General features: G+C 44.6%; 15 protein-coding genes. 12 read left to right on the top strand and 3 right to left on the bottom strand.

Going from position 1 to position 15,730, the window contains the following annotated elements:
- Positions 1-93 precede the first annotated feature (93 nt).
- Positions 94-1,719: an ABC-F family ATP-binding cassette domain-containing protein gene (locus tag ACETMN_RS28525; protein ID WP_091019326.1), complete on the top strand. Its 1,626-nt coding sequence runs from the start codon at positions 94-96 to the stop codon at positions 1,717-1,719.
- Between the two features lie 114 nt (positions 1,720-1,833).
- Here ACETMN_RS28525 and ACETMN_RS28520 read toward each other — a convergent pair whose 3' ends face one another.
- Positions 1,834-2,022, bottom strand: coding sequence for a hypothetical protein (locus ACETMN_RS28520; RefSeq protein ID WP_017692261.1), 189 nt, complete (start codon positions 2,020-2,022; stop codon positions 1,834-1,836).
- A 291-nt stretch (positions 2,023-2,313) separates the two neighbouring features.
- On the opposite strand from ACETMN_RS28520, the gene ACETMN_RS28515 reads away from it, so the two are divergent.
- Positions 2,314-3,201, top strand: a complete 888-nt coding sequence (locus ACETMN_RS28515; RefSeq protein WP_091019327.1) for a cation diffusion facilitator family transporter — start codon at positions 2,314-2,316, stop codon at positions 3,199-3,201.
- Positions 3,202-3,292: 91 nt separating this feature from the next.
- Here the strand turns inward: ACETMN_RS28515 and ACETMN_RS28510 are convergent, their stop codons facing one another.
- Positions 3,293-3,775, bottom strand: a complete 483-nt coding sequence (locus ACETMN_RS28510) for a hypothetical protein (RefSeq protein WP_047841576.1) — start codon at positions 3,773-3,775, stop codon at positions 3,293-3,295.
- Positions 3,776-4,145: 370 nt separating this feature from the next.
- Positions 4,146-4,310, bottom strand: a complete 165-nt coding sequence (locus ACETMN_RS28505; RefSeq protein ID WP_017692264.1) for a DUF1328 domain-containing protein — start codon at positions 4,308-4,310, stop codon at positions 4,146-4,148.
- Between the two features lie 220 nt (positions 4,311-4,530).
- Between ACETMN_RS28505 and ACETMN_RS28500 the strand changes: the two genes are divergently transcribed.
- The 10 genes from ACETMN_RS28500 to ACETMN_RS28455 all read left to right on the top strand — a co-directional run bounded on the left by ACETMN_RS28500 (position 4,531) and on the right by ACETMN_RS28455 (position 15,631).
- Entirely contained in the window at positions 4,531-5,040 is a 510-nt protein-coding gene (locus ACETMN_RS28500; RefSeq protein WP_036668007.1) for a DUF948 domain-containing protein, read from the top strand.
- 88 nt (positions 5,041-5,128) lie between these two features.
- The gene (locus ACETMN_RS28495) at positions 5,129-5,641 is read left to right on the top strand and encodes a hypothetical protein (RefSeq protein ID WP_188310501.1); all 513 of its coding nucleotides are present in this window, start codon (positions 5,129-5,131) and stop codon (positions 5,639-5,641) included.
- Between the two features lie 94 nt (positions 5,642-5,735).
- Positions 5,736-6,080 (top strand): general stress protein, encoded by a 345-nt coding sequence (locus tag ACETMN_RS28490; protein ID WP_017692267.1) that lies wholly within the window; start codon positions 5,736-5,738, stop codon positions 6,078-6,080.
- A 341-nt stretch (positions 6,081-6,421) separates the two neighbouring features.
- A complete protein-coding gene (locus tag ACETMN_RS28485) occupies positions 6,422-7,591 on the top strand; it encodes a fused response regulator/phosphatase (protein WP_341073949.1) in 1,170 nt (389 codons plus the stop codon).
- Complete coding sequence (locus ACETMN_RS28480; RefSeq protein WP_091019333.1) at positions 7,588-11,313, top strand: response regulator; 3,726 nt, start codon at positions 7,588-7,590, stop codon at positions 11,311-11,313. The genes ACETMN_RS28485 and ACETMN_RS28480 overlap by 4 nt, the downstream gene beginning before the upstream one ends.
- A gap of 86 nt (positions 11,314-11,399) precedes the next feature.
- Positions 11,400-12,272, top strand: a complete 873-nt coding sequence (locus ACETMN_RS28475; RefSeq protein WP_074096446.1) for a CheR family methyltransferase — start codon at positions 11,400-11,402, stop codon at positions 12,270-12,272.
- Between the two features lie 16 nt (positions 12,273-12,288).
- Positions 12,289-13,965 carry a response regulator gene (locus ACETMN_RS28470; protein ID WP_091019334.1) on the top strand — a complete coding sequence of 559 codons (1,677 nt, stop codon included), beginning with the start codon at positions 12,289-12,291 and terminating at the stop codon, positions 13,963-13,965.
- An 86-nt stretch (positions 13,966-14,051) separates the two neighbouring features.
- Positions 14,052-14,390: an STAS domain-containing protein gene (locus tag ACETMN_RS28465; protein ID WP_036606989.1), complete on the top strand. Its 339-nt coding sequence runs from the start codon at positions 14,052-14,054 to the stop codon at positions 14,388-14,390.
- Between the two features lie 18 nt (positions 14,391-14,408).
- Positions 14,409-14,861, top strand: coding sequence for an anti-sigma B factor RsbW (gene rsbW, locus ACETMN_RS28460; protein WP_076212654.1), 453 nt, complete (start codon positions 14,409-14,411; stop codon positions 14,859-14,861).
- Positions 14,858-15,631 carry a sigma-70 family RNA polymerase sigma factor gene (locus ACETMN_RS28455; RefSeq protein ID WP_047841571.1) on the top strand — a complete coding sequence of 258 codons (774 nt, stop codon included), beginning with the start codon at positions 14,858-14,860 and terminating at the stop codon, positions 15,629-15,631. Before rsbW ends, ACETMN_RS28455 begins: the two co-directional genes overlap by 4 nt.
- Positions 15,632-15,730: the final 99 nt, after the last annotated feature.

Here is a 15,730-nt window from a genome sequence, read left to right as displayed (position 1 = left end):
TGCCAGAATAGGCATCGGGATATTGAATCCATGATTTACGCAACTTGCTATTCATGCAGTATGCAGATTAACCAATAAAGGATGGTATGCTTAATGATCAGTACAAGCGGCATCACGCTCCGCTACGGAAAACGTGCACTTTTTGAAGATGTAAATATCAAATTCACACCAGGAAACTGTTACGGCCTCATCGGCGCCAATGGAGCCGGTAAATCAACATTCTTGAAAATTTTGTCCGGTGAAATTGAATCAAACTCGGGAGAGGTGCACATCACCCCGGGCGAACGTATGGCCGTTTTGAAGCAAAACCACTTTGAATATGATGAGTATCCGGTTCTCGAAACGGTAATTATGGGTCATAGTCGTCTCTATGCCATTATGAAAGAAAAAGATACGCTGTATGCCAAAGCGGACTTCACAGAAGAAGACGGCCTGCGTGCGGGTGAACTTGAGGGTGAATTTGCCGAGTTGAATGGCTGGGATGCTGAGCCTGATGCAGCGGCACTCTTGATCGGTCTGGGTATCGACCGTGACATGCACGATAAGAAAATGAATGAACTAAGTGGTAATGAAAAAGTTCGTGTCCTGCTTGCACAAGCATTGTTTGGTCGTCCAAACAACCTGTTGCTCGATGAGCCTACCAACCACTTGGATCTCGAATCCATTCAATGGCTTGAGAACTTCTTGATGGACTATGAAGGTACTGTTATTGTAGTATCCCATGACCGTCACTTCCTGAACAAAGTATGTACGCACATTGCGGATATCGACTTTGGTAAAATTCAGTTATACGTAGGTAACTATGACTTCTGGTATGAATCCAGCCAGTTGGCACTTGCGTTGCAACGTGATGCTAACAAGAAAAAAGAAGAGAAGATCAAAGAGCTTCAAGCCTTTATTCAACGTTTCTCTGCAAATGCCTCGAAATCGAAACAGGCAACTTCCCGGAAGAAACAACTCGACAAAATCACGCTGGATGACCTTCGTCCATCGAACCGTAAATATCCGTTTATCAACTTCAAACCTGAGCGTGAAGCCGGTAAACAATTGTTGACCGTAGATCGTATCAGCAAATCCATTGATGGTGTAAACATGCTGAATGATATCAGCTTTGTCGTGAACAAAGGGGATAAAATTGCATTTGTTGGCCCGAACGGAAATGCCAAGTCACTTTTGTTTGATATTCTTATGGGTGAAACGGAATTGGATAGCGGCGAATTTACATGGGGTGTAACTACAACTCAAGCTTATTTCCCGAAAGACAACTCCAAATATTTTGACGGTGTAGACATGACTCTTGTGGATTGGCTCCGTCAATATTCCAAAGATCAGGATGAAACGTATCTGCGTGGATTCTTGGGACGTATGTTGTTTTCAGGTGAGGAATCCTTGAAAAAGGCAAGCGTACTCTCCGGGGGCGAGAAAGTTCGCTGTATGCTGGCGAAAATGATGCAGACTGGTGCTAACGCATTGATTCTGGATGAGCCTACGAATCACTTGGATCTCGAATCCATTACAGCGCTGAACAATGGTATGATTGATTTTGACGGCACCATGCTGTTCACATCCCATGACCATCAGTTCATTCAAACCATTGCTAACCGGATTATCGAAATTACGCCGAATGGCATCATTGATCGCCAAATGAGCTATGACGAATATCTGGAAAGTGATGAAATCAAAGAACTGCGCAATAAAATGTATCCGGTAGAAGCTTAAACGAAGCATCATCTGCAGCACATTATTATAGGAACACCAAAGAACCGCAAGCCTCTGTGAAGAGGGCTTGCGGTTCTTTTTGTCATTCAATGGGTTTCTCTGCGGCTTTAAGACCTAAGATCCACCAGTACGGCGACGCTGGTTGTTAGGCTTCTTGTTGTTTTGACTCTTCATCGCTTTAGGTCCGCCTTCAAAGTAGGCGCTGGATTGGTTACCGGAATTTGCTTGCTCTTTCTTTTGCGCCAGCTTTTGGCGTATAGCATCCTGCAAACTGACCTTTTTCGGTTCGTTATTTTCGCTCATCGTTATTTCCCTCCCGGTCTTACAGTGAGCCGTCCAGATTGGACGGGATGTACCTATTTTATACGTTTTACAAAAGCCCTACAAGGGCAACCTGATAAAATGCTCAAAACCTTTGGTTTTACCCAGGCCAACATTTTTTCTCATTAACTACAGCCCTGCCGTCTGGCAACTTTGTTTCGGCTTGCCTACAGCAATGGAGCCTGGCAACACTGTTTCTGTAGACCCACACGCTCCACATTTGTTAACATGAAAAAACCGTAATACGAAACGTTAAAAGGGGTGTCGCCCGGTTTGAACGCTTATGAAGAAATTCGAAAAGGGGAGCGAGGGGCTTGGGTTAGTATCGCAGCCTATCTCGTCTTGTCCGCCTTTAAGCTGATCTGTGGTTATTTATTTGCTTCCAGCGCCTTGTTGGCCGATGGTTTTAATAACCTTACGGATATTGTGGCATCCGTTGCTGTATTGATCGGGCTTCGGATCTCCCAGAAACCACCTGATTCGGATCATGCCTATGGTCATTTCAGAGCGGAGACTGTTGCTGCCTTGGTGGCTTCATTTATTATGGCTATGGTTGGGCTGCAAGTATTGGTTGAAGCCGTTCGCTCCTGGTATGAAGGAGCCTTTGTTGCTCCAAACCTGTGGGCGGCAGCGGTGGCTGTAGTCTGTGCTGTGGTGATGTTAGGCGTGTATCGTTACAATCACCGTCTGGCTAAACAAATTAATAGTCAGGCTCTGATGGCTGCGGCGAAAGATAATCGTTCGGATGCCTGGGTCAGCATAGGCGCTGCAATTGGAATTATAGGTGCGCAGTTCGGACTTCCATGGCTGGATAAAGTAGCTGCCATTGCTGTAGGTCTGTTGATCTGCAAAACGGCTTGGGAGATTTTCCGGGATTCTACACATCGTCTTACCGATGGATTTGACCAGAAGGAACTGACGGATCTCAGATCCTCGGTAGCACGCGTTCCCGGTGTTGAGATGATCAAGGATGTGAAGGCACGTGTGCATGGCAGTCATGTACTTGTGGATGTAGTCATTGAAGTGGACGGAGGCCTAAGCTTGATTGAAGGCCATCGGATCTGTGACCGTGTTGAAGAGCGGTTGAAGCGATCGCATAACATCATGCATGTACATGTACATGTGGAACCAAAGACGGAAGAAGTCACAAGGAATCCTTGAACAGGGAGTGAACATCTTGGAAAATCAAAAGAGGACAGCCGCGATTGTGCGTGCTGTCCTCTTTACTTATCGTTAGAACGAATATACGATGTTACTTAATGGCAACGTGGATCCACGCTTTGCCTTTCCACGTGTACACTTGCACCCACTCGCCGCCATCGAATCCGTCAACCACTTCACCTGTTGTATCGATGACTTGGGAGCCTAACGCACCGATTGGTTTACCGTTAGGTGCATCATAGAACCAAGTGCGCTCCAGAAGGTTCAGCAACATTGTAGGCATCAGTACTTCATCGCCTGGTTTTACAACTGGTTCGTCAAATAACTTATCTGTTGTAGGAGAAGGATTATTACCATTAGTGCTGTAGGTAGCACCGGTTACTGTCTCAGTAGTACCTTCTACTGTTTCTACAGCAGGTTTGTTCACTTCAACAGCCGGAGTTGTTGTCGTTGTTGTAGCTTCTGTTCCTTTTTCCGGAGTCACCGTTCCAGTAACCGCTTCCTCCGCACCCGCAGCGGCAGCCATCGAACCCATCAATGTTAAAGCAGCAGCAAAACTTACGATTTTTTTCATTTTCTTTTCCTCCTCGGTAGGTATGTAAAATGTTGTCCTGATTACAAGTAACCAAGCAAGCACCCTTATGAATCACAAATTATAACAATATTTTCTTGGATCCTCCAGTGTCAACTGACGCATATATGGGTATATAGCAAGCCTGTAAATATCATACTTCGGTGGGATAAAACCGGGTTGGCTATCTCAATAAGGTCCTGTTTTTTTGGGATTCATACGAGAGCGGATTGGAATAAAGCAGAAGGGAGTGCAATACATAGTATAGAAAAGTTGAACTATGCCTGAACGCACAAAAGCCAATCGGCTTGGTAGCACGATCGGCTTTTGTATGTATTCGTTTAGTAAGACTCAGTCATATCAGAGCCTGAGGTTATCGCATTCGGCTGCGTCCCGTAATCAGGGAGATTACGAACAGTACAACAAAGATGAAGAAGAGTACTTTCGCGATTGAAGCAGCTGCTTCAACAATACCGAAGAATCCAAAAATACCTGCTACCAGTGCAATAATTAGAAATAATACAGACCATTTCAACATAAGTATTCATCCTTTCGTATAATTGATTGTGCAGTGAGTTGTGTTCACCTCACCGCCTTGTGTAGTCTAACTTTAACCGAGTGCTAACCACTTGAAACATTGGTTTTTTTTCCAAGCGAAGGCATATATGAAGGGATATATAATATTGTTTCGTCCGGGAAATCGCCGGGTAACTATAGCAATAACAAACTGATGCACATATGGAAAGAGAGGTTCTTCTATGATCTATCAAATTAGCGTGGCCCTGATTGCAGTGGCATTTGCAGTACTGGTTTTCTTTTTAATTCGTACCTTGAAATCCGCTCAGGGGTCTTTGGACAATGTCTCACAGACATTGCAGGAGGTACAGAAAACCATTGATGAACTTAGTTATGAAGTGAAGCAGACGGTAAGACATGCCAATGATATTACGGTGGATGTACAGCACAAAATGAAAAAAATTGATCCTGTTATGGAATCTGTTGAGAATCTGGGTGAAGTGTTGAATGAAGTGACGGCAGCAGCCAAACAAGTCTCCACAACGCTGATGGCGAAATTTCAGACCAAACGTAACAACGCTGAACAGACCAAACATGCTGAAGCGGTTCATGTAACCGCACCGCCTGCTACATCAACGGACCGTACCCTGCAATCCTATGAAGCTACATATAATGGTGAAGCTAAGGGCGGGAAAAACTGGATGAAGTATATTGATGTTGCAGCGAATGTATGGCAACGGATGCGCAAGTAACATGACCGCTTTGTAACCATAAAGAAGCCTTCAGAGCGGTGATGAACCTGATGAAAGGGTGAGAATCATGATGAAACTACTGCTTGTGATGTTTAGCGTAATTTCTCCCTTTTCCGTTCAACCGGCAGCGGTACCCGCTGCTCACGATATGCAATGGACGGCAATGGAAGAGAAGGCGTCAGAGGTAACTCTGGCTGTTGATCGATCCGAGACTTTCCAGCATTTTCGGACTCTGAATGGCATTTCTCTGGATGACACCATGGATGATTTGTTGGCCAAGAAGGGCCAGCCGGGGCATAAGCAGGAAGATCCTTATCTGGGGTGTCCTGAATATCACTTTCATGATGTAAAGGTTGGTTTGTGTGAAGATACGGATGTCATTCAATATGTGCATATCGATGCATCTGAGAATCACATCATGTTAAACGGAAAGAGAATCGAGATGAATATTGAAGCGATCCATCATGCTCTCGGGAAACCTTATTATGTGGCAGAGGACGGAGAAGTGTTTCTGCGTGGAGACCAGGCTCTGAAAGTATATATGAAGTCAGGCTCTCAGCAGATTGAAGGCATTGATCTTTTTGATGACACAGTTTCCTAGGATTGGTTATTACCGAATCGTTTCAACCCCATATAGTATGGTTATATATTAAGTAGCTCGATACAGAAGATTAAATCAGAGGAGAGTGGAAACGATGAATTCAACCAATGAGCAAGCTTATGCAAAAGTGGTAGAAAACGGAGTTCAGGCGGTAGAAGCGGTGAAAGAATTGCAGATTACCGGATACCTTGCTGATCAAATCTTTGTTCTCGCCCATGAGAAGGATCGTACAGATCGAATTGCAGATACAGCAGATGCCAAAGAAATTGGCATAAAGGAAGAAGGCGTATTTGATTCCTTGGCGAATCTGTTCCGCTCACGTGGTGATGAACTCCGGGCCAAAATTGTTTCGATGGGCTTTACCGAAGCCGAAGCGGACTTCTACGAGAGTGAACTCGACAAAGGTAAAGTGCTCGTTATTGCTAAAAAGAAAGATTAACCCGATAAGTTGAAGTTTGCTGAACATGGACAAGCTTCTGAATCATTTATGTAAAATGCTTAATCAAAAACATAGATAAGGAATGGGGCTTTCCCCATTCCTTATCTATGTTTTTGCAAGTTTGGAAGCGGGATCAGGACGCTGCAAAAACAGGGCGAAAAGCGGTGAACATTACCCGTGATGGTGCCATTTACTGATAGAGTTTTTTTGATTTTACGATTATAGTTATACTAGGAATTATTATGTCTACTGCCGTTTTGTATGAAAAATTTGTATAATTAACGTTCGTTTTTACTTAATAAGAATCGACAAACCCGGACGCCACAGATAAGGAGATATCAATGAGAATACTTATTGTTGACGACAATCCGACGAATGTCATTATCATTCGAGAAATTCTGAAAAAAGAGAACTATCGTGACATTGTAACGGCGAGTTCCGCCATGGAAATGTTTGAAGTGTTGGGAATTGGGGAGGAAAGCAACGAAGTTCGTCCAAGACCGTCGGATATTGATCTAATTTTGCTAGATATGATGATGCCCGAGATGGACGGTATCGAAGCCTGCAGTATTGTGCAGAAATTTGAGAATCTGAAGGATATACCGATTATTATGGTGACTGCCATCGGAGATTCCAAGAAACTTGCCGAAGCATTGGATGCTGGTGCATCTGACTATGTGACCAAACCGATTAATAAAGTCGAACTGATGGCGAGAATTCGACTCGCACTTCGTTTGAAACAGGAGAAGGATTGGCACAAAGAGCGTGATCAACGTATTCAGGATGAGCTCAAGTTGGCAGCGATGGTCCAAAATGCGGTTTTAAGTCCGGCAATTAGGGACCCGCTGTTCCAAGTGCATGCCATCTATAAACCATCCTTTGAGCTTGCCGGTGATCTCTATTCTTGGTACCCCCTTGGGGAAGGCCGTTACGGAGTACTGCTGCTCGACATGATGGGACATGGGATATCTTCATCCCTGTTTACCATGTTTATCGCTTCTGTGTTGAAAGATACGGTTACCACTTATGTGGATCCAGAGAAGGTCATTCAGGAGTTGAACCGTCGTTTTAACCAGCTCCATCTGGAAAAACAATTGGTGCAGTATTATTTCACGGCAATTTATCTGGTCGTTGATACACGGATGAAGCGCATTGATTATGTTAATGCAGGGCATCCACCTGCTTTATTTTTCCGAAACGATGGCAGTGTCACCACATTTGACAGCGTCTGCTGTCCTGTGGGTTTATTTGACAAGATGGATATTGAACCACAAACGATCCATTACGAGGGTGACGGGCATATTGCACTTTATACGGATGGATTATTGGAAGCTGTTCAGGGCGGGCAGGAAGAACAACATGAATTCCTGATCGAAAAACTGACAGGTTCACATCAGTGGAATGAAGCTGCCATGCAGGCGATGTTTTTTGACGACGAAATTCCCCAGGAGCGGGATGATGATAAATGTCTGGTCTGGATTACTTTGGATAAAGGGGAGGGGGATGAATGAAGATCAGGAATAAACTGCTGATTGGTTTTACCGCTCTGATGGCTATTCTGATCGTACTCACATTTGTGAGTTATGAACGCCTGAACAGTAGCAATAAGCAGATTGATCAGATGTATCAGGAACGTTATCTCAAAGTAAGGTTCACCTCAGCTGCCCGCGGAGAGGTTAATGACATTGCCAAAGTGCTGGCTAACTTGTTATTAAACCCAACCAACTCCATTGGGGCAGCAGATGGGGATTTGAAAGCGATGAAAGAGCGTGGCGATCGTAACCTCGAGGAAGTGAGAAAAAGGGCAGACAGTGCACCTGAACATCAGCTGGTGGATCGTGTCAACACGGCATGGGAGGCTTATAACAACTATGCAACTAGGCAGGTTAGCCTGATGTCCCAAAACCGGGTGGAAGATGCGAATAACTACCGCAATTCAACAGGACTCGCGGTGCAAAAAGAAGCTGTGGATAGTTTGAATGCTCTTTCCCGTTATCAGGACCAAGAGATTGATGCCGAGATCAAAAACGCTAATGCAGCGTATACGAGAGCCGTACAGATCACGATAAGTATCATGATTGCGGGGTTGTTGCTGGCATTGGGTGTCATTATGTGGGTGCTGCCGAGTATTACGCGGGGGCTGAACACGGTATCTATGATGATTACCAGCTTTGGTAAAGGGCGTTACCGAACCATTCGGCGCATACAGGTCAAATCAACCGATGAGATTGGTCAGATTGCCAGTGTGTTCAAAGATGTATCCAGTGATCTGGAAGAAAAACTGGAAATCGAGAGGGCTTATGTACAGGCTCAGCAGGATCAAAACTGGATGAGTTCGAACATCGCAAGAGTTCCGGAGCTGCTTCGGGGGATTGGCTCCATTCGCCAAATCTCACAGATGTTTATCAGTGAGTTCACACCTGTGCTTGGCGCTCAGTTGGGTGTCGTCTATCTGATCGATGAGGAGAAACATCCCGACGAACTGAGACGTTACGGTGCATACGCATTTGAAGAGAACGAAGATGTTGGTAAAGAAATGTATCGCATCGGTGAAGGCCTGATTGGTCAAGCCGCGCTGGATATGACACCGATTATTCTGGAAAATACGCCTGAAGATTATGTGCATATTGGTTCAGCATCAGGCTCAACACGTGCTGCGGGTATCATGATCTATCCTGTCGTGTTTGAAGATGAACTGATTGGTGTAGTTGAAGTGGCTTCCTTTGAAGGTTTCAATGAACTTCACAAGCAGTTGTTCACACAACTGATTATGAACCTGGGCGTAATTTTGAACAACGTTCGACGTCGTTTGCGTGTGGAGGAGCTGCTGCGCGAATCCCAGGCACTGACTGAGGAACTGCAGGTTCAATCGGAAGAATTGCAGACACAGCAAGAAGAACTCCGTCGTTCCAATGAGAACCTGGAGGAGCAGACAGAGGCGCTTAAACGATCCGAGGAATTGCTGCAGCGTCAGCAGGAAGAACTGGAACATTTTAATACGGAACTCATTGCCAAGACGCGGGCGCTTGAAGAGCAAGTGCGTGAAGTTGAAGAGAAAAATGACGAAATTGAGAAAACGAAGACACAATTGGAACAGCAAGCTACACAGCTGTCGATGACAAGCAAGTACAAGTCCGAATTTTTAGCGAATATGTCACATGAACTCCGTACACCATTGAACAGTCTGCTCATTTTGTCCCAGCTATTGTCGGAGAACAAAGGTGGAAATCTGACTGACAAACAGCAGGAATATGCTCAAACCATCTACATGTCGGGCGCGGATCTGCTGAAGATGATTGATGAGATTCTGGATCTGTCCAAGGTGGACGCAGGTAAGATGGATATCAATTATGAGACAGTTCGAATGGAAGAGCTGACCAGCTTTGTTCAGCAGAACTTCGGACCGATGGCGAATAAAAAGGAACTGAACTTGAATATCGATTTCGACAGCGATCTACCGGAATGGGTGTACACCGACAGTCATCGCGTCAAACAGATTTTACGGAATTTGTTGTCGAACGCATTTAAGTTCACCAATCGAGGTTCGGTTAGTCTGATTGGACGACGGATGAAACCGGAAGAGCTGCCGGGTTATATGAACACCAATCAGGAATATCTCGGATTCAGTGTGAAAGATACGGGTATTGGCATTCCATCGGATAAAACGGATCTGATCTTTGAAGCATTCCAGCAAGTGGATGGGACTACAAGTCGGAAATACGGTGGAACTGGCCTGGGATTGTCCATTAGCAGGGAACTGGCACGTTTGCTTGGTGGCGCAATACAGGTGGAATCATCCGAAGGCGAAGGTAGCTGCTTTACCTTATACCTGCCGGATAATCATGAAGAGGAAGCCTTGGCAGAGGAAGGTGCTTCAAGAGAAGCGGCTGTATCCTCAGAGGATCTTTATGAACAGTCCATCGAAACACGGACCATGCTTTCAAGTCATCAGTCCATTCTCTCTCCTGATCCGGAGCGTAGCGTGGGTACAGATCTTTCTCCTACCCATACTCCAGATGTCACGCAGATCGAAGATGATCGGAAGAATCTTATGGAAGGTGACAAAATCCTTCTCATCATTGAGGACGATGTGAACTTTGCACATATTTTGATGGATATGGCGAGAGGAAGAGGATTCAAAGCACTTGTTGCCCTTCAAGGTGATAAAGGACTTGAAATGGCACGTCAATATCTGCCGGATGCCATTATCCTGGATATTCAATTGCCGGTGATGGATGGTTGGACCATTCTGGGCGAGCTGAAGAGCAGTTCGGCAACACGTCACATTCCGGTTCATGTGATTTCAGTTATTGATGATATGAAGCAAGGTCTGATGATGGGCGCCATTGCGTATCTGAAAAAACCTTCGAGCAAGGATTCACTGGATAAAGCATTCTCGCATATCAAATCTTATACTGAGAATCAATTAAAACGACTGTTGATCGTCGAAGATGATGAAATTCAGCGTAAAGCCATTATTGAATTGATTGGTCATGATGATGTTGCAATCACCGCTGTATCGACAGGTAGTGAGGCATTGAATGAATTACACAGCCAGCGTTATGACTGCATGGTACTGGATCTAATGTTAACGGATATGACCGGGTTTGAGTTGCTCGACCAGATTCGCGATGATGAATATCTGAACGATCTGCCGATTATAATTTATACAGGCAAAGAACTGGATTCCAAGGAAGAAATGAAGCTGCGCAAATATGCGGAATCCATCATTATCAAAGATGTCAAGTCACCGGAACGTCTGCTGGATGAGACGACTTTGTTCCTGCATCGGGTAGAAGCCAATTTGCCGGAAGACAAGCGTCGAATCTTACAGAAACTACACAACAAAGAAACGTTGTTTGAAGGCAAGAAAATATTGCTTGTAGATGACGATATTCGTAACGTATTTGCCCTTTCAAGTGTTCTTGAAGGCTATCGGATGGATGTGACGTTTGCTGAGAACGGCCGAGAGGCTTTGGAGATTTTGGACAAAAATCCGGAATTTGATCTGGTACTGATGGATATGATGATGCCAGAGATGGACGGTTATGAAGCAATGACACGAATCAGACAGATCCCGCAGTTTGAAAAGTTGCCGATTATTGCGCTTACGGCCAAAGCGATGAAAGAGGATCGCGGTAAATGTATTGAGGCTGGGGCATCTGATTATGTGAAAAAACCGATCCAGACAGATCAATTGTTATCCTTAATGCGCGTATGGCTGTATTCGTAAGTTCATTATTCGTATGTTCATTGTTTGGGTAATGAAAGACAATACGACGAATACGCAAGTAACAAATGAAGAAGTGGAGAGAAGTTATGACACCGTGGGAACCAACCGAGACAGGGGCAGATTTGGTCCGCATGCCGCAAGATGAAGAGCGAGAGCTGATCGAGATTGAGTTGCTGTTGGAAGGCATGCACCGTTTATATGGATATGATTTTAGAAACTATGCATTGCCATCCCTGAAACGAAGAATCTGGCATCATGCACATGCTGAAGGTGTTAAGAGCATATCCGGCTTGCAGGAGCGTGTGCTTCATGACCGTTCCGCGTTTGACCGTTTTGTACAGAACTTATCCATCCCTGTAACGGAAATGTTTCGAGATCCTTCGCTTTTCCGAATGTTTCGGGAACAGATTATTCCTATTCTGAGAACCTACCCGTATATCCGAATTTGGCATGCGGGATGTTCTACGGGAGAGGAAGTTTATTCCATGGCAATTATGTTGCATGAGGAAGGACTGTATGACAAGGCAAGAATCTACGCAACGGATATGAATGATCGCTCTTTGCAACAGGCCAAAGAAGGCGTATATGGCATTGAGAAAATGAAACTATTTACTACAAATTATTTGGAGGCAGGGGGTACCAGAGCCTTCTCCGAGTACTATACAGCGAAATACAATTCGGTGATATTTCATCCTTTTCTAAGGAAGAACATCATTTTCGCCGAGCATAACCTGGCAACAGACCGGTCATTTAACGAGTTTAATGTTATCTTTTGCCGTAATGTCATGATTTATTTTAATGATGAACTGCGGAACCATGTGCATGGGCTGTTTCATGAGAGCTTGAGCCACTTTGGTATTCTGGTTCTGGGGTCAAAAGAATCTATACATTTTACAGAGTTCAGTGATACCTATGAGCCGTTAGACCGGACCGAAAAAATATACCGGAAGATCAAATAGGGGGTTAGGGTTAGCCATGGGGCTCAATGAACCAATCCACATATTATTGGTAGATGACCGCCCTGAGAACTTGCTTGCTCTTGAAGCAGTTCTGGAATCGGAACAATATAAACTCGTTAAGGCAACTTCCGGAGAAGAGGCACTCCGCTGTCTGCTAAAAGACGAATTTGCGGTTATCGTTCTCGATGTGCAGATGCCTGGAATGGACGGAATTGAGACAGCAAAGTTAATTAAGGCACGGGACAAGTCCAAGGATGTGCCGATTATATTCATCTCTGCCAATAGCAGAGAAGCGGAGCACTTGTTTGCCGGGTATTCAGCCGGGGCTATTGATTACATGGTTAAGCCATTTATTCCTCAGATTTTGAAATCCAAAATCGAGGGTTTTGTAGAGATGTTTATCACCAATAAACGTTTGAAGACACAGACCATGCTTCTTCACCAGAAGACACAGGAACTGGAGAAGATGAACCAACAACTCATTCAGGCCAAGGAAGAAGCAGAAATTGCAGCCAATGCAAAGACCGAGTTCCTGGCAATGATGAGTCATGAGATTCGTACACCGATGAACGGAGTTATCGGCATGGTTGATCTGCTGATGGAGACGGAACTGAGGGAAGATCAGAAGGAATATGCAGACATCGTTCGTCGTAGCGCGGATGCACTTGTCACGGTCATCAATGACATTCTTGATTTCACCAAGATGGAATCCGGCAAAATGGAACTTGAAGAGCATCCTTTTGAAATTGCCTCCTGTATTCGGGAAGTTTTGGGACTGTTTGCTGCAGAAGCAGGCAAAAAGAATCTGGAATTGGATTATTTCCTGGAAGATTCTGTACCTGAATTAATCTATGGAGATATGGCAAGGCTGCGTCAGGTTCTCTTGAATCTAATTGCAAATGCGATCAAATTTACTGACCAGGGTGGAGTATATCTGATCGTGTCAGTGAATGAAGAAAAAGACGGACAAATGTCATTGGAGTTTGCTGTTAAAGATACAGGGATAGGTATCGCTTCAGACAAAGTTGATCGCCTGTTCCAGCCGTTTTCCCAGCTGGATACATCCATGACACGTAAATACGGTGGAACTGGCTTAGGACTGGCAATATGCAAGACTCTGGTTGAAATGATGGGTGGACAGATCTATCTGGATACAACAGAGCAACGGGGAGCGACGTTTGTATTTACAATTCAGGCGAAACGTTATGTAGAAACTGAACTGGTCCAGAGGAACGGGGAAGAGAAACCAACGGATGTGAAAAATGAGAATAAATATCCTACGGTATTAATTGTGGATGATCATCCTATTAACCAGAAGTTGATGGCGATTATGCTTGGTAAGCTGGGGTTGCTCTCAGACATTGCTGAAGATGGGCAGAGCGCACTCGATATGGTAAACGGTAGCCGGTATCCCTATGACTATGTGTTTATGGATCTGCAGATGCCTGTGATGGACGGTTTGGAATGTACACGGCGGATTCGAGAGAGTCTGTCCCAGTCTAATCAGCCAATCATTATAGCCATGACTGCTAACGTGATGGAAGGTATTCAACAGCGCTGTATTGCTGCCGGCATGGATGATTATATTAGTAAACCGGTGAAAATGGGTAATGTAAAACAGAAAATAGCCCAGTTTCAGAAACAACGACAAATGTTAGACCCAAGCCCTTCAGCCATGAATCAGGCCAATTGAAATATTTTCCAAACTTCTTTTTGTTTCACTCGTGCGGAAGTTGGGTTATTAGGTAAGGAAACCATTGATCAGGAGAGAGATGTCTAATGAATACAAACAAAAACGAAAAATTCAATGCAAGAACTGAAACACAGGACGGCGTGTGCACGGTGTATCTGACTGGCGAACTGGATTTGTCGGTTGCTCCTGACTTCCGCTTGGTGATGGAGCCGCTGGTGGATAACAAGGAACAGGATCTTGTGATCAACATGAAAGAATTGAAGTATATCGATAGTACAGGGATTGGTATCCTGTTATCTGTTCTGAAGGCCAGACATGGAATGGAAGCTCGCTTTGAAGTACAGGAAGTTCCTGCGCAAATCCAGAAACTTTTTGACATGACGGGCATCGCCAAATTCTTTGTCACACAGAAGAATTCCCAATAGGAAAGGATCGAAAAAGGAATGAATGCAGAAGTTCAAAGAGTCACCCTTAATTTACCGGCGACAGCTGATTACGTTGATATTGTAAGACTTAATCTTTATGGAGTAGCATCCAAAATGGGATTTTCTTATGAAGACATTGAGGATATGAAAGTTGCTGTATCCGAGGCCTGTAACAACTCTGTACTGTATGCTTACTCACACGAAGGCGGCATGGTTGAAGTTGTATTCGAAGTCGAAGGCGAAACATTGTCCATTACTGTTAAGGACGAAGGTGCCAGCTTCGAGAACATGAATCCTGCTGTGTCACGTGCTGGTCTTCACGACAAAGAACTGACAGAAGCGCAGATTGGCGGACTTGGGTTCTACCTGATGCAAGCCTTGATGGACGATGTCAGTGTGGAAAGTGAGACGGGCAAAGGTACGAAAGTAGTACTCGTAAAACGTCTTGCAAGAAGTGAGGAGAAAGTATGAATGAAAAAGTGACTCCCCCAGAGTCCATGTCTGAAGCTATAGGTTTGATCTGGGAATACCAGCAGACCCAAGATAATGAAATTGCAACAGTTCTCATCCGTAAATATGAACCGATGGTTAAGATGGCAGCAGGTAAAATTGCTCGGAATCGCCCCGATCTATACGAAGACTTGTATCAGACCGGGCAGATGGCCTTGATTCGTTTGCTTAAGCAATACGATATCAACCTGGGTATTCCGTTTGAACCTTATGCCATGAAGAGCATGATCGGTCATATGAAGAACTACTTGCGAGACAAATCCTGGTATATTCAGGTGCCCCGGAGGATTAAGGAAAAGGGAGCACTTGTGCAACATGCCATTGATGAGTTAACCGTGAAGCTGGAGCGCTCACCCGGTGTGAACGAAATTGCTGAATACCTTGATTTGACTGCAGAAGAGACGATTGAAGTCTTGGCTGGTCGGGAATGTTATCACTATGTGTCACTGGATTCTCCTTTATCTCAGGATGACAGTGCAGCTACATTGGGTGAACTGATCAGTGCGGATGTTAATGACTATGATTCGGTCGAAAAACGGATGGACTTGCAACAGGCATTGGGACAATTGAAGGAACAAGAGCAGCAGGTACTTATTCTAGCCTTTCAGGATGGCCAATCTCAGCGGGCAATTGCCCAGAAGCTTGGTGTTTCACAGATGAGCGTATCTCGTATTCAGAAGCGAGCTACAGAGAAATTGAAACAGATCATGTCTAATGCTTCAATGTTATGAAAAATGGAACCCTGATGTTGTTGAGTACGGCATAAAGAAGGACACGTCATTGCGCTGAAATGCATACGTGTCCTTTTTGGGATCAAAAAGATGGGTATT

Source organism: Paenibacillus sp. M2 (assembly GCF_046713495.1).
Taxonomy (GTDB): Bacteria; Bacillota; Bacilli; order Paenibacillales; family Paenibacillaceae; genus Paenibacillus; species Paenibacillus amylolyticus_B.
Note: the sequence above shows the minus strand (reverse complement) of the source record. Positions and strands in the feature narration are given on the sequence as shown.